This is a genomic window from Bifidobacterium minimum (assembly GCF_000741645.1).
Lineage (GTDB): Bacteria > Actinomycetota > Actinomycetes > Actinomycetales > Bifidobacteriaceae > Bifidobacterium > Bifidobacterium minimum.
This window is the reverse complement of the sequence record NZ_JGZD01000009.1, coordinates 45921-68132: the sequence shown is the minus strand read 5'-3', so window position 1 is coordinate 68132 and position 22212 is coordinate 45921. Positions and strand designations below refer to the sequence as shown.

Sequence of the window (22212 nt, the reverse complement as noted above, 5' to 3'; positions counted from 1 at the left end):
GAAACGGGTCGGATAAGGGAAACACGGTGGATGAGGGCAACGGCTTAATCGGGAAACGGACGGGTCCGAATCCCGACCGGCCGGTCAGCGGTCACAGAGGCGGATTGCCGTGATGCCGTGGTCCATGAACGGCCCTCCTCTTGGATTCCAGGGCGGACAACGAGGAGACGAGGACGTCACGGGTCTGCGCGGGATCGATCATCGCGTCTATCTGTCCCGTCTCCAGAGCCAGGTTCGCGTTGACCACACGGTTCTCGTAGTCGTCCACCAACGTCCGGCGAAGAGCCTCGACGTCCCCCCCCGCCTTCGCGCGCCGTGATGAGGTCGCGCCGATGGATGATGTCGACCGCCCCCTTCGCGCCCAGAACGGCGATGCGGCTGGTGGGCCAGGCGAACACCTCGTCCGCGCCGATGGACCGCGATCCCATGACGATGTACGCGCCTCCGAACGCCTTGCGCAGCACCACCGTCACCAGAGGAACCTGCGCCTCGGCATAGGCGTAGATCACCTTGGCTCCGCGACGGATGATGCCGGCCCTCTCCTGATCGGAGCCGGGACGGTAACCCGGGGTGTCCACCAGAGTGACGACGGGAAGGTTGAAGGCGTCGCACAGTCTGACGAACCGTGCGATCTTCTCGGACGACTCGACGTCAAGCACACCGCCCATCACGGACGGCTGGTTGGCCACGATTCCGACGCTGCGGCCATCGATGCACGCGAACCCGGTCAGGGCGCTTCCCGCATACATCTCATGCACCTGGACGAACTCCCCGTAATCGACGATGAGACCGATGACCTCGCGCATGTCGTACGGCTCACGATCACGCTCGGGAACGATGGAGGACAGCGCGTCGGCGGTTCTTCTGTCGGCGCGGGTGGCCACATAGTCGTAGCGCGGCGCCTGCTCCATGCAGTTGGAGGGGAGATACGACAGGACGACCCTCGCATAGTCGATGGCGTCGGTCTCGTCCTGCGCGAGATAGTGGGCCACGCCCGACACCGTTCCATGCAGCAGGCCGCCGCCGAGCTCATCCATGCCGATGGTCTCCCCCGTGGCCTCACGGACGACGTCAGGGCCGGTGACGAACATATGCGAGTTCTCGCGCGTCATGATGATCAGATCCGTCAACGCCGGGCAATACACCGCCCCGCCGGCGCAGGGACCAAGGATGATCGATATCTGGGGAACGGTTCCGCTGGCCCGACAGGTCGCGCGGAATATGCCGCCGTATCGGGAGAGAGCGGCCACGCCCTCCTGGATCCTCGCCCCTCCCGAGTCGAGGAGGGCGACGATGGGAGCGCCGATCCGCATCGCCTCGTCCATCAGCCGCAGGATCTTGTCGCCTTCCACGGCGCCGAGCGTTCCTCCCCGTATGGAGAAATCCTGGGCATAGGCGGCGACGGTGCGTCCCCGCACCTGCCCCATACCCGTCACGACCGCGCAGCCGGACCGATCGTTGTTGATGTCCGCTCCGATGAAGCGTCCGGTCTCTCGGAAGCTCCCCGGATCGAACAGCAGATCAAGACGCTCGCGCGCGGTTTTCTTCCCCTTGGCGTGCTGTTTGGCGCACGCGCGGTTTTCGCCCGCCCTCGCCAGATCGGCGGCCCGCGAAATCGCCGGCCGGAGCGGCTGACGATCCGCTTCCGCCGGCGATGGGGCGCCAGCCCGACCCACGGCGCCGTCGGTTCGTTCCCTCATCGATATGCTCATTGCTGCTCCTTGTCCTCACCGGTTGCCGCGGAATCCCGTCGCACGCGGCGAGGGGACGGGGACGACGCGCGTTCGGTGGTCCGCCGCTCCCGCGCGGACCGCTCCCCACCGTCCATGACCACCAGAACGTCGCCGGGCTCGACGCTGATTCCCACATCGACTTTGACCGAGACGACCACGCCCTTCTCCGGCGCGTAGATGTAGTTCTCCATCTTCATGGACTCGACCACGATCAGAAGATCGCCCTGATCGACCTCATCACCCACCTGCGCCATAATTCTGGTCACCACGGCCCTCATGGGCGAGGCTATGACGCCGGGGGTCTCCTGAGGACGCCTGGCGGGCCCCGCGACCGAAACTCCCTGTCCTCCTCGAAGTGGCTGGATGCGTCGGGCGGTGGGACGCGTGACCGGCGATCCCAGGACATGGCCGACGACATCGCCGGGAATGGTGATCGTGGTCCGACGCCCATTGATCTCCACGACGAAGGACTCATCCTCGCAACGGTCGCGACCCGCCGTCGCATGGGCATCGGGCGCATGGGCATCGGGGTTGAGGGAGGCCGGCTGCCCCGCGGCCGCGGCCGCGGGCGGATGGTTCAGGTAGGTGTCCTCCAGCCATGTGGCCGAGATTCCCAGACATCCCGAGGCAGCGGCAAACGCCGGATCCTCCAGGATCCGCCGATACAGCGGAATCGGCGTGGCCACGCCGTCGACTCTTATCTCGTCGAGGGCCCGCAGGGCGCGGGCGATGGCGCATTCCCTGTTCTGGGCGGTGATGATGAGCTTGCCCATCAGCGAATCGAATGCCGGCGACACCACATCGCCGACCTCCACCCCCGAATCCACGCGTATGCCGGGGCCGGACGGCCATTCCAGCCTGTCGATCGTCCCCGACACGGGAGTGAGGTTCGTGGCAGGATCCTCGCAGGTGATGCGCAGTTCGATGCTGTGCCCCCGCGACCGTCCCGGGTGCGACGCCGCTCCGCCGCCGGCTATGATGATCTGCTCACGCACAAGATCGATCCCGCACACCTCCTCGCTGACCGTGTGCTCGACCTGCAGCCGAGGATTCACCTCCAGGAACCGCACCCCGCCATGCGGATCCATCATGAACTCACAGGTTCCCAGACCCACGTAATCCACGGCGTCGAACAGCGCATGCGAATAACGCCCCAGGGCGTCCTCCACGCCATCGGGAAGAAACGGGGCGGGCGCCTCCTCGATCAGTTTCTGATGCCGCCGCTGGACCGTGCAGTCGCGGGTGGAGTAGACCACGAATCCACCCCGCGAATCCCTGGCGCACTGCGTCTCCACATGCCGGGACGATCCGATGAACTCCTCGGCGAAGTACGAGGAAAGGTCGCCCCCCTGAACGGCGTCGTGGGAGAGGAAGAACGTCCGTAGCGCGTCATCGTCCTCCACCACGCAGATTCCGCGTCCGCCACCGCCATCCATGCGTTTGAGGACCAGCGGGTACCCCTGCTCTCCGGCAAACGACAGCAGCTCGTCCAGACCGTGGACGGGGTGGTCGATTCCGGCCGAAACGGGGACCTTCGCCGCGGACGCCGTGCGCCGGGCCAGAACCTTGTCGCCCAGCCTTTCCAGAGCCTCGGGAGATGGGCCGATCCAGACCACGCCCGCGGCGATGACGCGGCGGGCGAACGAGGGGGATTCGGACAGGAAGCCGTAGCCGGGATGAACGGCCCGGGCTCCGGACCGTGCGATGACCTCCATAAGGCCGTCCTCGTTGAGATAGGTGTCCCGGTAGCTGTCGCCGGGCACCAGATACGCATCGTCGGCCATCGCCACATAAGGGGCGTCCCGATCCTGCTGCGCATACACCGCGATGGTTCGAATCCCCATTTCCCTGGCCGTTCGGATGACGCGCAGGGCGATCTCCCCGCGATTGGCCACAAGAAGAGAGGTGATGGAATTGGGCATACGGCAGACCGTATTATGGCGGCGCCGCGCATGGTCCTCAGGAATCGCACAAGAAACACCATCGACTTTGGAGGTTTCCTCAAACGAAACCGTTACATGGCACCATCATCTCCGATGGCGGACGCCGCAGGCATACACCGGATCGGCTCCATCACGGAGAAAAGGGCCCTGAACCGTGGGTGATGCCGTCCGACTGTGGGTTTCGACAAAGAGCCGCGCGGCGCATCCGCCTACGATATGCCGCGACAGTTCGCCGATTATCAAAGGAGACACCATGCATGAGATTCTGACACGCATCCCCGCAACCGCACGCCCCCTGAGCCGCGCGATCATGCGGTCCGTCCTGTTCGCCGTCCTTCTGATGGCCGCGGCCTCCGCCGGCGAGATACCCCTCCCGGGCACGCCCGTTCCCATCACGGTTCAGACCCTCGTCGTGATGCTCACGGGCCTCATGCTGCCATGGCACGAGGCCGCGGCCAGCGTGGTCCTGTATCTCGGAGCCGGCGCGGCCGGACTGCCGGTTTTCGCGGGAGGCGGTTCGATCGGATCGTTCATGGGGCCATCCGCGGGATTCCTCATCGGGTTCCTTCCCGCCGTGATCGTCACCGCTCTTGTCGCCACACCGCTGCGCGAACGCACCCAAGCCATACGCACTCCGCTGATGAGATGGATGGCCGCTCTGACCGCCAATCTTGCGGCGGCCCTCATCGGATGCGTCGGCGTTCTCTACATCCTGGGAATCGCCCTGCAAAGCGCGGTGACGGCCGTGCCGCTGTCCGTCGTGGCCGCCTCGAGCGCATCGTTCATCGCCGTGGACATGCTCAAGGCGACCGTGGCCTGCATCACCGTCACGGGACTGCATGCGGGAATGTCCGCAGGCCGGGCATCGCGCGGCACCACCCACGCCACGACCGGCGTTCCGGATGACGCCGCCCTTAACGACGACGTCCGTAACGACGCCGTCCGGAAAGACCCCAGCCACGACGCCGTCAGGTGACCGTTCGGCGCCGCACGCCGCCATCCCGCCCGGCTATGGACTCCCGTCCCACCTGTTCCCCTCATCCCGTCTATCCCGCCAGGATGCCGACATCCCCCGTGCTCACGATATGGAGGACGCCGGCATCATCGCGTATCCTCAACGACGCGTCATCCTCCACACCAACGGCGACGCCGACGATCGACCCGCCACCGACGATCCGCGCCCTGACGCGGCGTCCCAGCGTCCAGCACCGGTCGCCCATGTCCCTGCGCGCACGTGCCGCGGCCTCCACCGGGGAGTCCAGGAACTCCGCCATCCGCGCCCGCAGCCGACGGGTCAGCGCCGCCACCATCATGTCGCGCAGCTTATCGTCATCGGGCAGCGGAGACCTGTGCGCCAGCAGCGACGTCGACCCCTCGACGGACAGATCGGATTCGGGAATCGCCAGGTTCATCCCCACACCGACCACCACCGCGCACACCGGGTCACCCGGTGAGACGATCTGGACGAGGATGCCCCCCAGTTTGAGCCCGTCGCAGAAGATGTCATTCGGCCATTTCACCGCCATGTCGCATGGCTTATGCGTCGGGCGCGCCCCACAGTCCCGGACCACGTCAGCCGTGGCGTCGAGGGCTGCCAATCCCGCCGCAAGGGGAATCCATCCGTTCACCGATGCGTCCGAGACCACGCTCCACGGCATGGATCCGACGAACGATGCCATCAGGGACTTGCCGGGATGCTCCACCCAGCGACGACCCAGACGCCCATGTCCCCGACTCTGGGAATCAGCGACGATCACCAGATCGGGAAAACGGGGTCGTATGGTCGAGACGCCTCCCGCCGCCGACGGTATCGATCCCGCAGGACCCGATCCCGCAGACTCCGACCCTACAGGTTCCGGTCCTACAGACCCCAGCAGCCTCTCCGCGACGCTGTTCGTCGAGTCCGTACGCTCGAACAGCATCGCGTCCACGCCCAGACCGCACGTCACTGGCAGACGACGAGACGCCAGCACCCGGGCCCCAATGACATCGTCACCATCATCGGCGGCGGATCCGGCATACGACTCGGACGCCACCGCCGGCACGGCCACCGGGGTCGCCGACCCGTCCGACGGCCCTTCCTTCCCCCTGACATGCATCATGCCGACCACACTACTCGCGTGGTCCTTCCGCGTCAGCGTCCGTGGGGCACAAGTACAATGCCATGCCATGACCTCTGTCTCACATGACCCCCATCCGATGGCGTCCCCATCAGAGGTCGTCCCGACGAGAACGGCCGGCATCGGGTCCGTTCTCACCTGGACCGTGGCCGTGCTGGCATGTCTGTGGCTCGCCCTGTGCACCGCGGTCGGCCCCCTGTACTGGAAGGATTCCTCGATCGCCCGGTTCTCCTGGCTCAACGGGTTCTATGGTGTGGTCTCCTTCGCCATATATCTGGGAATCGTCATGCTTCTGGTCCGGCATGGGCGTGGTGCGGGACGTTCACGCCGCCGGCGCCACGACACGGATGCCGCTCCGTCGGGGGTCCGCAGGCTCGCCGTCCGCATCGCGACACGCACCGCCGGATGGCGTCGAGTGCTGTCCCGCGCCGTGATCCACGGGTCCGACGCCGGATGGAAGATCATGCTCGTTCTTCTGATCGGATGGATGTGGATTCCCCTGACTTTGGTATCGGCCTTCGGCGCGGACGTCTTCTCGCAGTTCAAGGAGTTCAGCTGGGCCTGGAACCAATGGACGGGCGTCCAGCAGCCGTATATCGGCTTCTTCTCGTTCGTCCCGATGGACATCTATCCCACCGCGCACTATCTGTGGCCCGCCCACGCGACGTATCTCACGGATCAGCACAACATCGTTCTCACCGTCCTCTACGGGGCGACGGGAACCGTGTCCCGTTTCCTCACCGGCGGAAACGACTGGGGACTGGCCGCACTGTCTCTGGCCCAGTTGGTGTTCGCCGCCTTCTGCTGCGCGTCGACCGCCAACAGATTCCTCAACTCCCCATGGCTTGGGCGGCGCCACGCATGGGGAGCCGAAACGCGCCACCCCGGCCGGCCGGAACGCGGACCCGCCACGTCCCCCGTCGACTTCTCCCGACCGGAGCGGGGAATGTCGTTCCGTCCCACCACGGCGATTCGCGTCTGGACGCGGACGATCCCTCGCACGCCGTCGCCGGATTTCGCGGGGTCGGGAATGCGCGTCCTTCTTCTCGTCTTCTTTCTGACGTGCCCATTGGTGGTTTTCAGCACGATATCGCTGACCAAATCCCCGGTCTTCGCCTTCGCCTTCGTCTGGTGGTTCGGCATCGGCTACGAGATGCGCAGGACGGCGTTCTCCCCGCACGATGAGCACGCCACGCGCGACGCCGCCAGCCGCGGCGGCCACCCCCGTTCCATGCGACGCTCCTCTCTTGTGGGGTTGGCGGTCTCCGGCGTGGTGATGCTTATCAGCGCGAAGTACGCGTGGTACATCATCCTGATCACCGCGGTCACCGTTGTGCTGTCCGACCGTCGGCGATGGCGTGCGATTCTCGTTTCCATGGTCCTTCCCGCACTGCTGGTCCATGGCGGCATCGCCCTGCTGATATCCCAAGGGCTGATCATCAACGGCGACCCGATCGAAAGCCGGGGGGTGCAGCTGCAGCAGATCGCACGGATCGCCCAACGCAACCCGGACGCGATTCCGCAGAAGGCCCGGACGGAGATGGCCCCGATCTTCAACCTCGACCAGATGGCCGAGGCCTATACCCCCTATGATGCCGATCCGGTCAAATCCTCGGGCATCCAGTCCAAGAAGGTGAGCTATCGCTGGCGTTCCGTCACGCGCGACGACCTCTCCCGCTTCAATGACGCCTGGCTGCGGATCGTCCTCAGCGATCCGGTGACCGCGATCGACGCCTTCCTCGCAAAAAGCTTCGGATACTTCAACGTGTGCGACCATCCCTATGTCGCCATGGACTATTACGTCGACAACGACTACGTGCGCAACTCCACGGACTGGATCGGCCACTGGAACTCCGCGGGCCGCTCCTCCATCGTCGGATTCGCGCGCCAGTGGAGCGACATACCGGTGCTTGGGTGGGTGACTCACGGCAATCTCTACGTCACTCTCACGCTGCTCGTCGGAGCCGCGGAGGTCGTGCTGAGACGCTGGAGGTCCCTGGCCTGGCATATCCCCCTTCTTGCCCTCATGGGGGTGATGATCATGGCGCCCGCGAACGACTTCGAGAGGCATATGCTGCCTGTGGTCTTCGTCGCCCTCTTCCTGGCGTTGCAGTTCCACCGCGAGTCGCGTGGCTCCGGAACGGCCGCCATCGAACGACGACACGCGAAGGAGCGGTGATGGGCATGTCCGGACATGGCGATTTTCTCGATCTGGTGAGCCGTCTTACGATTCGGCACAGGCGCCCGACGACCGATGACGCGGTTCCCGAGGACCGTCTGCATTCCATCGTTTTCGAATGCCTTGCCGATGGAATCGCCGATGATCGCGTGGTATCCCTCATGCATGTGATGGGATGGCATGACGAGGACGCCTGCATGGCCGTCGCCGGCCATTCCCATGACGATCACGATGACGCGGGGGAGGATGGCCTTCTCGAGTTCATGAGACCGCACGGCGTGGGCCTCGTGCTCAGCGGGACGCGCTCAGGCTGGACGATTATCGTGGCGGCGGCCCGTGAGGCGCAGACGGTGGAGGATGGGATCCAGGCGGCCGCATCCCTGTTCGACGAGGATTCGCCGGTATGCCTGGGCGATATGGGCCGTTCCGCGCAGGGCGCGTCCTCGTCGATCCGAGGGGTGCTCTCCGCTCTGCGCACGATCCCCGCCGTCCCCGACCTCCCGCGGGTGATGAGGTCAAGCGACGTTCTTCCCGAACGGGCCCTTCTGGGCGACGCGGACGCGCGACGCCAGCTCTACGACGCCGTCTATTCGGCGCTATGCGAGGGAGGTCCGCTCAACCCGAACCTCCCCACGGTGGACGCGTTCCTCCGGTTGGGGGGATCGTTGGACGCCACCGCCCGTCAGCTGAAGGTGCATCCGAACACCGTGCGCTACCGCCTCAAACGCATCGCCGAAACAACCGGATGGGACGCGACCGATCCCCGGGAGGCCTATGTTCTGCGCACCGCGCTGGCCATCGGGCGAATCGGAGACGCCGCGCTGCGCGACTCATAGCGGTGCGAGGCCAGCGGGATCAGCGCGGATCAGCAGGATCGGATCGTGCCTGACCGGGCCACGCAAAAGACGACCACGGAAAAGACGACGCCCCCGGAGGAATCCCGCCGACCATGGCATGACTGTCATGACGACGAGGATTCCTTCGGGAGCGTGGACTGCGATCCGGTGGACTGCGATTCGAATGCGCGGATCAGGCCAGCGCGGCCGGATCGAGCGGGATTCCGGGGCCCATCGTGGAGGTGAGAGTCGCCTTAGAAACGTAGCGGCCCTTCACCGTCGCGGGCTTGAGACGCTTGATCTCGTCTGCCACGGCCTTGAAGTTCTCGTCAAGCGCGCTCTCGTCGAACGAGAGCTTGCCGATGAGGAAGGAGAGGTTGCCGTGCTTGTCGACGCGGAACTCGATCTTGCCGCCCTTGATGTCCTTGACGGCCTTGGTGACGTCCATCGTGACGGTTCCGGTCTTGGGATTCGGCATCAGACCACGCGGTCCGAGCACGCGTCCCAGACGACCGACCTTGCCCATCATGTCCGGAGTGGCCACCACGGCGTCGAAGTCGAGGAAACCATCCTGAACCTTCGCGACGAGATCGTCATCACCGACGATGTCGGCACCGGCCTCGGTGGCTTCGGTGGCCTTGGGGCCACGGGCGAAGACGAGGACCTTGGCGGTTTTGCCGGTTCCGTGGGGAAGATTCACCACGCCGCGCACAAGCTGATCGGCTTTGCGGGGATCGACGCCCAGCCGGTACACGGCCTCGACCGTCTCATCGAAACCACGCTTGGGCATGCTCTTGAGCAGGGCAATCGCCTCGGGAGCGGTGTAGAGGTTGGTGCTATCGACCTTCTCGGCCGCCTCACGGTACTTCTTCGAATGCTGCTTGGCCATCTGTCCTTCTCCTCTCAGTCCGTGACCGTGATGCCCATCGAACGGGCGGTGCCCGCGATGATCTTCATTCCGGCCTCGACGTCACGGGCGGAAAGATCCGGCATCTTGATTTCCGCGATCTCGCGGACCTGCGCCTTGGTGACCGAACCGACCTTGTGCGTCAGCGGGTTCTCGGTGCCCTTGTCGATACCGGCGGCCTTGAGAAGCAGAGCCGCGGCCGGCGGGGTCTTGAGGATGAAGGTGAACGAGCGATCCTCGAAAACCGTGATCTCCACGGGGACGATCTGGCCCATCTTGTCCTGCGTGGCCGCGTTGTATGCCTTGCAGAACTCCATGATGTTCACGCCATGCGAGCCCAGCGCAGGACCCAGCGGCGGCGCCGGGTTGGCCTTGCCCGCCTGGATCTCGAGCTTGATCAGCGCTGAGACTTTCTTCTTGGGAGCCATACTATGGTTCTTCTTTCTATCAGCGGTGCGAACGGTTCCTGCATCGGGCCGGATGAACCGGTCCGGACATGGACCCTCCCGCAACGGATGTTACCGTGCCGGTGTCCTGATGATCACCATGGACACAAGCTTCACCACTATGCACCATGGAGCGGACAAAATGGAATTCCCGCAAAACGCCGAAGACAACGCGAGGGACGGCCCCTCCCCGCGGAGAAGAGGAACCGTCCCTTGCCGAAAAGCCGGGACTCCGTCCGATCAGGACAGCTTCTCGACCTGATTGAAACCAAGCTCGACCGGGGTGTCGCGCCCGAAGATGGACACAAGAACCGTGAGCTTCTGCGTGGCAGGCTCGATGTCGGACACCACCGCCGGCATCGTCTCGAACGGCCCATCCGTCACGGTGACCTGATCTCCGACCGCGTAGGACACCTCGACCTTGCGCTCCTTGGCGGCGGCGGGCTTGTCGCCGGCGGCGTGCAGGGCCTCGGCCGCGATCATCGGAGCCATCATGGCCACGACCTCCTTATTGCTCAAGGCGGCGGGCTCGCGCGACGGACCGACGAAACCGGTAACGCCCTCGGTGTCCCTGACGATGCGACGGGCCTCCTCATCGGGGTTCATCCGGATGAGGACATAACCGGGGACGCGCACGCGGACAACGACCTTGCGTCCCTTCTCGGTATGCTGCTCCACCTCCTCCATGGGCACCTCGACCTGGAAGATGTTGTCCTCCATGCCGTAGTTCTGCACACGGGACTCGATATTGGCCTTCACGCGCTTCTCGTATCCCGAATACGTGTGGAGCACATACCAATGACCGGGAAGCGTCCGGAGGTTGCTTGTGAACTCCTCGACGGCCTTGGAACCCGCATCCATGGGCTGCTGAGACTCCTGAGCGCCCTCCTCCTGAACCTCGGCGGCATCCGCCTCGGCCGGCGAGGCCACCTCCGCCGTCACATCGGCATCGGTCTGCGCGGGATTGAGTTCTTCAGACATTCACACACCTTCGATTCGTCGTATCAGCCAAACACCCAGAGGACAAGCTTGCCCAGACCGAAATCCATCCCCGTGACCAGAGCCATAAGCAGCAGAACGAAGACGAACACCGCGAAGGACCACGCCAGAAGCTCCTTGCCCGTGGGGGTCACCACTTTGAGAAGCTCGTCGATGGTCTGCCTGATGAACCGGCCGATGCGCATGAACACATTGGGCTTGGGAGCCTTGACGGCCTTATCCGCATTCTTGGCATTTGCCTTCGCCATTAGTCATCCCTCACTCGGCTGGTCACTCTCACTATCCTTTGCAGGGACGGCGGGACTCGAACCCACAACCTACGGTTTTGGAGACCGTTGCGCTACCAATTGCGCCACATCCCTAAGGCCACAGTCCCATCCGCGCACGGCGCGCGCAAACAAAACCGCCAAGGAGCCATACTAGCGGGTGGGCCCGATTTCGTCCAATCACCGTATGCTGCGCAGCCCGGACGCCATGCGGAATCGCGGGACACACCCATGGCATGACGGCTCGCTGCGACATGACGGCCTGCTATGGCACGGCTCGCTGCGACCGTCCCTGACCGTCCCTGACCGATCGTGACCGATCGTGACCGATCGTGACGGGGAACGACGGTCATCGGGCCCATTCGGCGAACCGCCTCATCCCCTCCTTGAGGTCATCGTCGGACAGCGCATACGAGAACCGCAGGTACCCCGGGGCCCCGAACGCCTCCCCGGGAACGGCCGCGATATGGGCCTCCTGAAGGAGCAGCGACGCCAGCATGGACGAGGACTGCGCCACCGCGTGGTGGGGTCCCAGCTCATGCCCGAGCAGCCCCGTCACGTCGGCGAAGGCGTAGAAGGCGCCCGTGGGCGTCGGACAGACCACGCCGGGGATGGAGTTCAACGCCCTCACGATCGTCCGACGACGACGGTCGAAGGCCTCGCGCATGGCGGCCACCGCGTCCAGGGATCCGCCCACCGCCGCCAGAGCGGCCCGCTGGGAGACGTTCGACACATTGGACGTCAGATGGCTTTGCAGCTTCACCGCCGCCGCGCGTATGGGCTCGGGCGCGACCATCCAGCCCACGCGCCACCCCGTCATCGCGTAGGTCTTCGCGACCCCGTTGAGAACGACCAGCTGCTCGCGGACCTCGGGAACGCTCTCCCCGATATAGGCGGTATGCGCGCCGTCATAGTTCAGATGCTCATAGATCTCGTCCGATATCACCCAGATGCGGTGCTCCACGGCCCAACGCCCTATGGCCTCGATGGTGTCCGCGCTCCACACGGCGCCTGTCGGGTTCGACGGGGAATTGACGATAACCGCCGTGGTCCGAGCCGTCCGGGCGGCCTCCAGATCCTCGATGCGAGGCTCGAACCCCCTGTCGGCTCCGGAGAAGACGGGAACGGGGACGCCGCCGGCCAGACGGACGGCCTCGGGATAACTCGTCCAATAGGGTGCGGGAATGATGACCTCGTCGCCATCGTTGAGAAGCACCTGAAAGGTTTCGTACACCGCCTGCTTGCCGCCATTGGTGACGACGACCTGCGCGGGATCCACCCGATATCCCGAATCCCTCAGCGTCTTGGCGGCTATCGCCTCGCGCAGCTCCGGCAGCCCCGGCGTGGGCGTATAGCGGTGGTTGCGGGGATCGCGGCAGGCACGCACCGCGGCCTCGACCACATAATCAGGCGTCGGGAAGTTCGGCTCGCCCGCGCCGAATCCGATGACGTCGACGCCGTTGGCCTTCATGGCCTTGGCTTCGGAATCCACTGCCAATGTGGCGCTTGGCGCCACCGAATCGATGCGATCGCTTACTGCGCGCCAATCAGACCCAGTCATGTGCCCAACTGTATAACCGAGTCAGGAAATTCACACGCCGTCGACCGCCGTCCTCCGGGCCCCGTCGGAGGGCCTGCCCACCACAAGGACGAGATCGTCGCGATGGACCACGGGATGAACGTATTCCGGCCCCAGTTCACGCCTCAACTCCCCCGTTTTGCGACCCGCCATACGAGGGATCTCCTCGGAGTCGAACCCCGACAGCCCCTTGGCCACATGCATGCCGTTCTCATCGTCGATCCACACGGGGTCACCCGCGGAGAAATCCCCCGACGCCCCCACGACCCCGGCGGACAGAAGACTGGCGCGACCGGACGCCACGGCGTGGGCCGCCCCCGCGTCGGCGACGACGATGCCCCGGGGCTCCGCGGCGAATCCGATCCACAGGCGGCGCGACGAGCCCCGGTGCCTGATCGGAGCGACGACGGTCCCGACGGGATCCCCCATCAACGCCGGGCCGGCGTCCTCCGCCGAGGCCAGAACCGTGGGGATTCCCGACGCGGCGGCGATGCGAGCGGCCTCGAGCTTGGTGACCATCCCCCCGGTTCCCACGCCCGATTCGCTCCCCCCCACGTCGACGGTCCGAAGAACGCTCGCGATGTCCGGAACGTAGCCGATCCGTCTCGCGTCGGGATCCGACGGCGGGGCGGTGTAGAGCCCATCCACGTCGGTCAGCAGGACGAGCGCGTCGGCACGGACGATGTTGGCCACCAGCGCCGAGAGATGGTCGTTGTCTCCGAAGCGGATCTCGTTGCTCGCCAGAGCGTCGTTCTCGTTGACGATGGGCACGACGCCCAGGTCGAGCATCCGCGACAGGGTCCGCTGCGCGTTGCGGTACTGCGAGGCCTGGATGGTGTTCTGCGCCGTGAGAAGTATCTGTCCCACGCGTATCGAATAACGGGCGAACGCCGTCTCGTAGTGCGCCATCAGCAGCCCCTGGCCGACCGACGCGGTCGCCTGCTGCGTCACGACGTCACGGGGACGCGAGGGGAATCCCAGAAGTCCGAATCCCGCGGCGATGGCGCCCGATGAGACGACCACGATGCGCGCGCCGGACATCCGGGCGTGGGCGATGGAGCCGACAAGACGTTCGAGTCGTCGCGCATCGAGGTGCCCCGAAGCGCCGGTGAGGGAACTGGAGCCGATTTTGACCACGATGGTGCGGGCCTGCGCGACCCAGGAGCGCACCTCATCCTCCTGCGGCGACGTCACTGGTCGCCGTCCCCTCCACGTCCGACGATGGCCTTCTCGTCATGGGGATCGTCGTCCACGCTGGGGTCGGACCAATGGCCGGCCTTGCGCTCCTTCATCATGGCCTCGCGCACGGCCGTCTTCGCGTCCATCATCTGATGGTATTCGCGGCGTCGCTCGGCGTTCGTGCGGCGATGGGAACGGGTCTCGGTCTCCTCAAGCCGCAGGTCGCGGCCGCGACTGCCCAGCTGCGCGCCGTCAAGCATCTCGGCCCCCGCCGCGATGGTCGGATCCCAGTCGAAGGCCACCTGACGGTCCCCCGTGCCGATGCGGACCTCATCGCCGGGTTTGGCCCCATGCCTGCGAAGCTCATCCTCAACCCCGAGTTTGGCCAGACGATCCGCGAGATATCCGACCGCCTCGTCGTTGTCGAAATTGGTCTGCAGAACCCATCGCTCGGGCTTCTCGCCAGTGACCGCGAACCAGTAGTCGTCAGCGCCGCCCTTGCGGCTCACCTCGAACCGCCCCTGCTCGCGACGGCCTTCGCGGGCGCGACGCGGAGTCTCGTCGAGGGGACGGAGGATCACACGCTCATCCTCATCCTGCGACCGCTCGCGCAGCTCGACCTCGCGGCGCATCTCGTCCACCAACGAGGACAGCGCGAATCCCAACTCCCTCAGACCCTCGTGCGATGCCGTGGAAACCATGAACACGCGAAGCCCCCTCGCGGTGAATTCCGGCTTGACCATCTCGGCCAGATCGCGGGCTTCGGGAACGTCGATCTTGTTGAGGATGACGACCCTGGGTCGCTCGGGAATGGGAATGGCGCCCACCGGCAGCTCGAGACGGTCGGCGTACTGGGACAGTTCGCGCTCCAGCGCCTCATAGTCGGAGAGCGGATCACGGCCGGGCTCGATGGTCGCGCAGTCGATGACATGGGCGATGACCTCGGTGCGCTCTATATGCCGAAGGAACTCAAGACCAAGTCCCTTGCCCTGCGCGGCGCCGGGTATGAGGCCGGGGACGTCGGCGATGGTGAACCGCCCCTCGCCGGCGCTGACCACGCCCAGATTCGGAGTGAGCGTGGTGAAGGGATAGTCCGCGATCTTGGGCCGAGCCGCGCTCATGGCGGCGATAAGACTTGATTTGCCGGCCGACGGGAACCCGACCAACGCGACGTCGGCGATGGACTTCAGTTCGAGGATGATGTCGCGCTCCTCACCCGGCTCGCCCAGCAGTGCGAAGCCGGGGGCGCGACGGGTCTTGTTGGCCAGTGCGGCGTTCCCCAACCCCCCGACCCCTCCGGCGGCCACGACGTAGCGGTCGCCATCATGCTTCAGATCGGCCAGCTGCCGCCCATTGGCCCTGCGCTGACCCGGACGTCCGACGGCCTCGAAAAGCACGGTTCCCACGGGCACCGGCATGATGAGATCCTCCCCGCGCGACCCGTCCTTGGTGTCCCCCAGACCCATGGTCCCGCTGGGAGCCGTGCGATGCGGGATGAAACGGTAGTCCAGAAGGCTGTTCGTCCGCGAATCGGCGACGACGATCACGGATCCCCCGTCACCGCCGTTGCCGCCATTGGGACCGGCGAGCGGCTTGTACTTCTCACGGCGCACTCCGGCGGAGCCGTTGCCACCGTCACCGCCTTTGACATGGACCGTCACCCGATCAACGAAATCACTCATGCGACCACCTTACTTCCCCGAAGGAATCGATTCGCGGCTGGATGAAGACCATCGCCACGCACCCCACCATGCACCCCACCGCCCCGCGCCGCGTCCTCCACGCCACGTCGTCCACGCCACGATGACGACAAAGGCCGCGACGACAAAGGCCGCACCCACAAAAGGGATGCGGCCTTACAAGAAACTGCGCCGAATGTCAGTCGACGACGTCGACGACCTTGCGGTCACGACGGACGCCGAACTTCACGCTGCCGTCCTTGAGCGCGAACAGGGTGTGGTCCTTGCCGACGCCGACGTTCTGCCCGGGATGGACCTTGGTGCCGCGCTGACGCAGGATGATGTTGCCCGCCACGACGGCCTCGCCACCGAACTTCTTGACTCCCAGATACTGGGGCTGCGAATCGCGCCCGTTGCGCGAGCTGGAAGCGCCCTTCTTATGTGCCATGATGTGATCCTTTCGAAGCTACTCGTCGTGGATGGACGATCGAATCAGGCGATGGCCGTGATCTTCACAGCGGTCAACGGCTGACGATGCCCCTTGCGGCGCGCCACGCCCGTCTTGTTCTTGAATTTCTGGATGGAGATCTTCGGACCCTTGACCTCATCATCCACGACCTCGGCCTTGACCGAACGGTCGGCGAGATCCTTCGCCGACAGGGTCACCGTGGATCCGTCAACGACCAGCGCCGCCGGAAACTCCACGGAATCACCCTTCTTCGCCGCGAGACGGTTGACCAGGATGACGTCACCGACCTCGACCTTTTCCTGATGGCCACCGGCCTTCACAATCGCGTACATATCCCATTCCTTAGCTACTGGACAAGCATCTTATCCGGCACACTCGAGCCCGCGGCCAGACACCGACGTCCCACGTTACATCAACGTCCCTACAGACGTCAAGTCCCACCACGATGCGTGTCATCGCGACGGGACGACGGGGCATCGGGAGATCCCGACCGGTCGACCATCCGGGAACGCCGCCGCGCACGGCGACGACGTCCCGGCATCGGGACGATCAGTCCTTCCCGTCCCCTTCGCCGTCCGCGTCGTTCGCCGCAACGGCCGCGGCCGCGATCTGCGCGAGCTTCGCCTTGACGTCCGGCGACGACCCCTGCGGGGACGAGGATTCCACCCCATGCCCATGCTTGTTCGTCTTGACGAACGGATCGCCGCCCTTCAGTGCGTACGGATCGGAGAAATCGGACGAGACCGTCGGCTCGTCATGGAGTATGAACCCGCGCCCCTTGCATGTGGGGCACTCCTCGGAGAACGCCTCCACAAGCCCCTGGCCGATGCGCTTGCGCGTCATCTGGACCAGCCCCAGGGACGTGACCTCAGCCACCTGATGCTTGGTCCTGTCACGCGACAGGCATTCCAGCAGGCGACGCAGGACAAGGTCGCGATTGGCGGGCATCACCATATCGACATAGTCGATCATCACCATGCCGCCGATGTCGCGCAGACGCAGCTGACGCGCGATCTCCTCCGACGCCTCCAGATTGCATCGGGTGACGGTCTCCTCAAGGCTTTTCCCGCGGCCGATGAACCGTCCGGTGTTGACGTCGATCGTGGTCATCGCCTCCGTGCGGTCGATGACGATGGACCCGCCGGACGGCAGATACACCTGCCGCTCCATGCCCTTGCGCAGCTGGCTGTCGATCTGCCAGCGGTCGAAGACGTCCTTCCCGCCGTGGTCCTGGGGATCCCACAGCTCCACGCGATCGCACAGATCGGGGGCCATCGTGGACAGGTACTCGCTGATGCGGGCGTGCACGCCGGCGCCCTCAACGATCATCGATCTGAAATCGTCGTTGAAGATGTCGCGCACCACGCGGATGGCGACGTCCGGCTCGCCCTGCAGGAGCTTGGGATGCCTGCCGTGGAGGAACTCCTCGCGTTTGGCCTGGATCGAGTCCCATTGGGATTGCAGCGCGGCCAGATCCTTGGCGATGGCATCCTCGGACGCGCCCTCGGCCGCGGTTCTGATGATGACCCCGACGCTCTTGGGCGCGATCTTCGACACGATCGACTTGAGACGGGACCGCTCGGCGTCCGGCAGCTTGCGGCTGACGCCCGTCATTCCGCCGGAAGGCACAAGGACCAGGAACCTGCCCGCCAACGTGACCTGCGAGGTCAGTCGCGCGCCCTTGTGCCCGATGGGATCCTTGGTCACCTGGACGAGGACCGGATCCCCGGACCGGTACGCCAGCTCGATGCGGCGGGGCTGCCCCTCCAGACGGGTGGAGTCCCAGTTGACCTCCCCCGCGTAGAGCACGCCGTTGCGGGCCTGCCCGATGTCGACGAACGCTGCCTCCATGCTGGGGAGCACGTTCTGCACGCGCCCCAGATAGACGTTGCCCACCGTCGAGACCTCCTGGATGTCGGAGACGTAGTGCTCGACGAGGACGTTGTCCTCGATGACGGAGATCTGGGTGTGACGTCCCTTCTCCCGCACGACCATAAGTCTGTCGACGTTCTCACGACGGGACAGGAAATCCGCTTCGACGAGCTGGCTCTGGCGGCTGCGCTCACGCCGGTTGTCACGACGGCGCTGCTTCTTGGCCTCCAGACGGGTCGATCCCTCGATGTCGGTGATCTCGTCGATGTACTGCTGCTTGCGCGAACGTCTGGACTGCGGCTGCTCGTCGCCGGATTGTTCGGAATCATGCTTCCCCGAGCGACGACGCCGACGACGACGGGTGATCACGGTCCCCTCGTCGCCGTCCTCGGAGGCGTGCGAACCGCGCGCGGACCGTGCCGACGACGAATCCCCATCCTCCGAGTCGCGAGAGGACTGCGATGATTCCTGCTCGACGTCATCGTCATGGGTACGACGGGAACGACGCCGACGACGCGAACGGGTGGGGGCGGAATCATCCGACTCGTCGTCCTCGCCCCGATCCGGGGAGTCATGCGCGGTCGCGTCAATCGGCGCGTACACGATGTCGTCGTATTCCAGATCATCCTGAATGCGCTCGACCTCGGCGGCGGCACGACGCTCCTGCGCGTTCAGTCTGCGGGAACGACGGGAACGGACGCGATCCTCGTCGGCGTCCATTCCGTCATGCGCATCGTCATCGGTGATGCGCATGATCGTGGGCGCCTGCGGCACCACGCCATCGCGGGAATCCTCATCCTCGCGGTCGTCGCGCGGGGCGTCCTCATCCTCGCGCGCACGGCCACGCCGACGTGACGCGCGCCGGGATGTTTTGGTCTCGGATCGCGAATCCTCGTCAAGGCCCGCACGCGACCGGGAACGTCCCCGACCGCGACGGGGGGCCTCGACCTCCGGCTCCGCCTCGGCATCGGCATCGGCGCCGTCGAAGGGGGCGGCGGATTCGAACTCGGCGTCCGTGCCGCCATCATGGGGAAGAACGGGCTCACGGAAAAGCAGAGAGGTCATGGGCCGGGGAGACGAGGATGAACGGGCGGAGGGCTGTGCCGGCGCGGGGGCGTCGTCCTGCATGGCGTCCTGCGCGTCACCGGGCACGTGGGGCTCCTCGAATATGGGGGACGAATGCTCCTCGACCTTCAGGGCCACGTCCGCGTCGGCGGCGCCGGCCCCTCTGACGACACGACGTCCCGAGCGGCGGCGGCGGACGGGGGCGTTCCGAGGCGCGTCTGCGGCGTCCTGCTGCGGAGACGGCGACGCGGCCTCCGTCACGGCATGCACGGGCATAGACGATGATGACGGTGATTGCGATGATGGTGATATGGACTCGACGTCGTCGACGTCCTCATGGCGTTTTCTGGGCACGATGCTCCTCGCGAGACGCTGCAACCATCTCGCCTTGCTATGGCCTCGCCGCTGTCACGCCACGCTCTCACCGTGACCACGCCCTCGGCGCCCGTACGAGGCGACTGGAAAAGTCTTCAGCTGCACGATGACGGACACCAACGCTCGCGAACTACCGCGCGAGGGGATCGACATCATCGAATGCCTTGATGGCTTGCAGAGCCACCACCTCCCAGTATGACACACCACGTGACATACGCACTACCACCGCGCTGCCACCGCCCGGACGGCCGACACGGCATCACGCCGAATCCGACCCCAGCCACCGCCGAAGAATCGACTCCATCATGGTCAGATCGCCTACGGGAACCTGCTCGTCCTGCTTGTGGGCAAGCAGGGGACTGCCCGCGCCGAAGTTCACCGCGGGGATCCCCAGGGCAGAGAAGCGCGCGACATCGGTCCATCCCAGCTTCGCCACGGGAGGACGTCCCGTCGCCTCCATGACCAGGGAGACCAGATCGGCCGTCATCGGGGAGTCCATGCCGGGACGGGCCGCCGGAGACTCGTCACGCATCTCGATGCCGAACCCCTCGAACATCCCTCCACGCGCGAGATGCTCCCCATTGCCCAGACGGGCGTCCGTCCCCTCGCCCATCATGAGGGCCTTGGCCTCATCGATCGACTTGTCCGGCGCGAATCGGTAGTTCACATGGACCCTGCATTCGTCCGGGATCACGTTGGTCCCCTTGCCGCCCGAGATCAGGGTCGCGTTCACGCCCTCGCGATACGTGAGCCCCTCCACCGTGACGTCGACCGGCTCGTAGGAGGCAAGACGATCCAGCACCGGCGCCACGCCATGGATCGCGTTGCGTCCCATCCAGGCACGGGCCGAATGCGCCGCCACCCCGTGCGATACGACGTCGAACCGCATCGTCCCGTTGCATCCCCCCTCGATGGCGCAGCTGGTGGGTTCGCCGATGATGGCGAAGTCCCCCTCCAGCCACTGCGGATGGTTCCGCGCCACCCTGCCCAGACCGTTCAGTTCGGCGGCGACCTCCTCATGGTCATAGAACACGAAGGTCAGGTCGTGGCGGGGATCGCGCAGGGTTGCCGCCAGATGAAGGAGGACGGCGTCGGAGGCCTTCATATCCGTCGCCCCGCGGCCCCACATGACGCGCTGACCGGGCGCGAGGTCGGCCACATCCGCCCGGATGAGGCGATCGCCGGGCTCAAGCCATCGTGGCGGGAAATTGTCGATGATCGGAACCGTATCGAGATGTCCTGCGAGGATAACCCTCGTCGGACGGTTCAGGCGGGTCGACGCCACCACGGCGTCACCGTCGCGATGGACCTCCAGGGAGCCGAGACCGCGAAGGAACGACTCCACGGCGTCGGCGATCACCGTCTCCTCCCCGCTGACGGACCGGATCGCCATCACCTCGGCCAGAATGTCCTCCACGGTGGAATCCGCGCGCATGGTTCCCTCCCCCGGCGACGACCTCCCTGGCGCGACGCCTCCACGCCAGTGTGCCATCCACCCTCGATGGGATCGACGGCGATTCCCACACAGCGGACGGAGGACGGCGCGCGGCACCGGTCTCTGCCACGATGAACAATGATGAGCCGAGGAAAGGTGGGGGTCGCATGCCAGGTCTGCTCAGCGCCATGGAGGGCTTCTGCGTCATAGGCGTGGTAATCCTCGTGGGGTACATGGCCGCACGCATGCGCATCGGCGGACCCAGCGCGCAGATGGTCCTCAACAAGTTCAGCTTCTTCGTCTCGAGTCCGTGCCTGATGTTCGCCATCCTGTCCAAGGAGCCGATATTCGACATCTTCCATTCCTCGATCGTGGTCGCGTTCCTGTCGGCCGTGGCCGTGGGAGGGCTCTTTCTTCTGCTCAACCGTCTGCACTTCCATATGGACGCGGCGGACGCCACCATCGGCGCCCTGAACTCCCTGTATCTCAATTCGAACAACATCGGCCTGCCGATCGCCACCTACATATTGGGGAACCCCGCGTTGGTCGCGCCCATCCTCGTGATGCAGCAGGCGGTTTTCACTCCCATCGGACTCACCGTCCTCGACGTGACGACGCAGGGCACCGTCTCGGTCAGACGCATCCTCGCGCAGCCCCTTCATCAGCCCCTTCTCATCGGATCGCTCGCAGGCATCGCGGTATCGGCGATAAGCGCCCGGACGGGATGGTTCGTCATCCCCTCGTTCCTGTTCGATCCCATCGACATGATCGGCGACTCCGCGGTGCCGATGATCCTGATGGCGTTCGGAATGTCCCTCCACGGCAGCACGCCGATGAGGGAACGCAGCGACCGGACCGCGATCGTCACCGTGGCGGTGCTGAAGAACGTCGTCATGCCGATCGTGGCCTTCGCTCTGGCCTACGGCCTTATGGGATTCCGGGGTCCGACGCTCTACGCCTGCGTGGTGCTCGCCGCGCTGCCGACCGGACAGAACGTCTACAACTACGCGGCCCGGTACAACGTGGGCCTCACCTTCGCACGCGACGGCATACTTCTCTCGACCGTCACCAGCCCTCTGGTGATCGCTCTGATCGCGATGCTCCTCAGCTGACGACACGCCTCGAAGACG

At 65.4% G+C, this 22212-nt stretch carries 15 protein-coding genes, 1 tRNA gene and 3 pseudogenes; 4 read left to right on the top strand and 15 right to left on the bottom strand.

Going from position 1 to position 22212, the window contains the following annotated elements:
• Positions 1 to 91 precede the first annotated feature (91 nt).
• Positions 92 to 1700, bottom strand: a pseudogene (locus BMIN_RS04000) (acyl-CoA carboxylase subunit beta).
• A gap of 8 nt (positions 1701 to 1708) precedes the next feature.
• Positions 1709 to 3655 (bottom strand): ATP-binding protein, encoded by a 1947-nt coding sequence (locus BMIN_RS03995; RefSeq protein ID WP_022860817.1) that lies wholly within the window; start codon positions 3653 to 3655, stop codon positions 1709 to 1711.
• 274 nt (positions 3656 to 3929) lie between these two features.
• On the opposite strand from BMIN_RS03995, the pseudogene BMIN_RS03990 reads away from it, so the two are divergent.
• Positions 3930 to 4514, top strand: a pseudogene (locus tag BMIN_RS03990) (biotin transporter BioY); the annotation flags it as partial.
• 208 nt (positions 4515 to 4722) lie between these two features.
• Here BMIN_RS03990 and BMIN_RS03985 read toward each other — a convergent pair.
• Positions 4723 to 5778 (bottom strand): biotin--[acetyl-CoA-carboxylase] ligase, encoded by a 1056-nt coding sequence (locus BMIN_RS03985; RefSeq protein ID WP_022860814.1) that lies wholly within the window; start codon positions 5776 to 5778, stop codon positions 4723 to 4725.
• 97 nt (positions 5779 to 5875) lie between these two features.
• On the opposite strand from BMIN_RS03985, the gene BMIN_RS03980 reads away from it, so the two are divergent.
• Together BMIN_RS03980 and BMIN_RS03975 are read left to right on the top strand one after the other, a co-directional pair.
• The gene (locus BMIN_RS03980) at positions 5876 to 7975 is read left to right on the top strand and encodes a DUF6020 family protein (RefSeq protein ID WP_026647372.1); all 2100 of its coding nucleotides are present in this window, start codon (positions 5876 to 5878) and stop codon (positions 7973 to 7975) included.
• The gene (locus BMIN_RS03975) at positions 7975 to 8811 is read left to right on the top strand and encodes a PucR family transcriptional regulator (protein ID WP_022860812.1); all 837 of its coding nucleotides are present in this window, start codon (positions 7975 to 7977) and stop codon (positions 8809 to 8811) included. The genes BMIN_RS03980 and BMIN_RS03975 overlap by 1 nt, the downstream gene beginning before the upstream one ends.
• 193 nt (positions 8812 to 9004) lie before the next feature.
• Here the strand turns inward: BMIN_RS03975 and rplA are convergent, their stop codons facing one another.
• The 12 genes and pseudogenes from rplA to dapE all read right to left on the bottom strand — a co-directional run bounded on the left by rplA (position 9005) and on the right by dapE (position 21082).
• Positions 9005 to 9700 carry a 50S ribosomal protein L1 gene (gene rplA / locus BMIN_RS03970; protein WP_022860811.1) on the bottom strand — a complete coding sequence of 232 codons (696 nt, stop codon included), beginning with the start codon at positions 9698 to 9700 and terminating at the stop codon, positions 9005 to 9007.
• Between the two features lie 14 nt (positions 9701 to 9714).
• Positions 9715 to 10146, bottom strand: a complete 432-nt coding sequence (gene rplK, locus BMIN_RS03965; protein ID WP_022860810.1) for a 50S ribosomal protein L11 — start codon at positions 10144 to 10146, stop codon at positions 9715 to 9717.
• Positions 10147 to 10404: 258 nt separating this feature from the next.
• A pseudogene (nusG, locus tag BMIN_RS03960) lies at positions 10405 to 11028 on the bottom strand (transcription termination/antitermination protein NusG); the annotation flags it as partial.
• 140 nt (positions 11029 to 11168) lie between these two features.
• Positions 11169 to 11411 carry a preprotein translocase subunit SecE gene (gene secE / locus BMIN_RS03955; protein ID WP_022860808.1) on the bottom strand — a complete coding sequence of 81 codons (243 nt, stop codon included), beginning with the start codon at positions 11409 to 11411 and terminating at the stop codon, positions 11169 to 11171.
• Between the two features lie 41 nt (positions 11412 to 11452).
• Positions 11453 to 11525 (bottom strand) — tRNA-Trp (locus tag BMIN_RS03950).
• A 253-nt stretch (positions 11526 to 11778) separates the two neighbouring features.
• Entirely contained in the window at positions 11779 to 12990 is a 1212-nt protein-coding gene (locus tag BMIN_RS03945) for a pyridoxal phosphate-dependent aminotransferase (protein WP_022860807.1), read from the bottom strand.
• 30 nt (positions 12991 to 13020) lie between these two features.
• Entirely contained in the window at positions 13021 to 14202 is a 1182-nt protein-coding gene (gene proB, locus BMIN_RS03940) for a glutamate 5-kinase (protein WP_022860806.1), read from the bottom strand.
• Complete coding sequence (obgE, locus tag BMIN_RS03935) at positions 14199 to 15869, bottom strand: GTPase ObgE (RefSeq protein WP_022860805.1); 1671 nt, start codon at positions 15867 to 15869, stop codon at positions 14199 to 14201. The genes proB and obgE overlap by 4 nt, the downstream gene beginning before the upstream one ends.
• Before the next feature lie 196 nt (positions 15870 to 16065).
• A complete protein-coding gene (gene rpmA / locus BMIN_RS03930) occupies positions 16066 to 16314 on the bottom strand; it encodes a 50S ribosomal protein L27 (protein WP_022860804.1) in 249 nt (82 codons plus the stop codon).
• A gap of 44 nt (positions 16315 to 16358) precedes the next feature.
• Positions 16359 to 16667 (bottom strand): 50S ribosomal protein L21, encoded by a 309-nt coding sequence (rplU, locus tag BMIN_RS03925; protein WP_022860803.1) that lies wholly within the window; start codon positions 16665 to 16667, stop codon positions 16359 to 16361.
• A gap of 217 nt (positions 16668 to 16884) precedes the next feature.
• Complete coding sequence (locus tag BMIN_RS03920) at positions 16885 to 19548, bottom strand: Rne/Rng family ribonuclease (protein ID WP_051126266.1); 2664 nt, start codon at positions 19546 to 19548, stop codon at positions 16885 to 16887.
• Between the two features lie 358 nt (positions 19549 to 19906).
• Positions 19907 to 21082 (bottom strand): succinyl-diaminopimelate desuccinylase, encoded by a 1176-nt coding sequence (gene dapE, locus BMIN_RS03915; protein ID WP_026647371.1) that lies wholly within the window; start codon positions 21080 to 21082, stop codon positions 19907 to 19909.
• Between the two features lie 167 nt (positions 21083 to 21249).
• Here dapE and BMIN_RS03910 point away from each other — a divergent pair, with 167 nt between their 5' ends.
• The gene (locus tag BMIN_RS03910) at positions 21250 to 22194 is read left to right on the top strand and encodes an AEC family transporter (RefSeq protein ID WP_026647370.1); all 945 of its coding nucleotides are present in this window, start codon (positions 21250 to 21252) and stop codon (positions 22192 to 22194) included.
• Positions 22195 to 22212 lie beyond the last annotated feature (18 nt).

Coding starts and splice junctions, on each gene's coding strand:
- BMIN_RS03995 (WP_022860817.1), bottom strand. CDS start 3,655: ATGCCCAATTCCATCACCTCTCTTCTTGTGGCCAATCGCGGGGAGATC.
- BMIN_RS03985 (WP_022860814.1), bottom strand. CDS start 5,778: ATGATGCATGTCAGGGGGAAGGAAGGGCCGTCGGACGGGTCGGCGACC.
- BMIN_RS03980 (WP_026647372.1), top strand. CDS start 5,876: ATGGCGTCCCCATCAGAGGTCGTCCCGACGAGAACGGCCGGCATCGGG.
- BMIN_RS03975 (WP_022860812.1), top strand. CDS start 7,975: ATGGGCATGTCCGGACATGGCGATTTTCTCGATCTGGTGAGCCGTCTT.
- rplA (WP_022860811.1), bottom strand. CDS start 9,700: ATGGCCAAGCAGCATTCGAAGAAGTACCGTGAGGCGGCCGAGAAGGTC.
- rplK (WP_022860810.1), bottom strand. CDS start 10,146: ATGGCTCCCAAGAAGAAAGTCTCAGCGCTGATCAAGCTCGAGATCCAG.
- secE (WP_022860808.1), bottom strand. CDS start 11,411: ATGGCGAAGGCAAATGCCAAGAATGCGGATAAGGCCGTCAAGGCTCCC.
- BMIN_RS03945 (WP_022860807.1), bottom strand. CDS start 12,990: ATGACTGGGTCTGATTGGCGCGCAGTAAGCGATCGCATCGATTCGGTG.
- obgE (WP_022860805.1), bottom strand. CDS start 15,869: ATGAGTGATTTCGTTGATCGGGTGACGGTCCATGTCAAAGGCGGTGAC.
- rpmA (WP_022860804.1), bottom strand. CDS start 16,314: ATGGCACATAAGAAGGGCGCTTCCAGCTCGCGCAACGGGCGCGATTCG.
- rplU (WP_022860803.1), bottom strand. CDS start 16,667: ATGTACGCGATTGTGAAGGCCGGTGGCCATCAGGAAAAGGTCGAGGTC.
- BMIN_RS03920 (WP_051126266.1), bottom strand. CDS start 19,548: ATGCCCGTGCATGCCGTGACGGAGGCCGCGTCGCCGTCTCCGCAGCAG.
- dapE (WP_026647371.1), bottom strand. CDS start 21,082: ATGCGCGCGGATTCCACCGTGGAGGACATTCTGGCCGAGGTGATGGCG.
- BMIN_RS03910 (WP_026647370.1), top strand. CDS start 21,250: ATGCCAGGTCTGCTCAGCGCCATGGAGGGCTTCTGCGTCATAGGCGTG.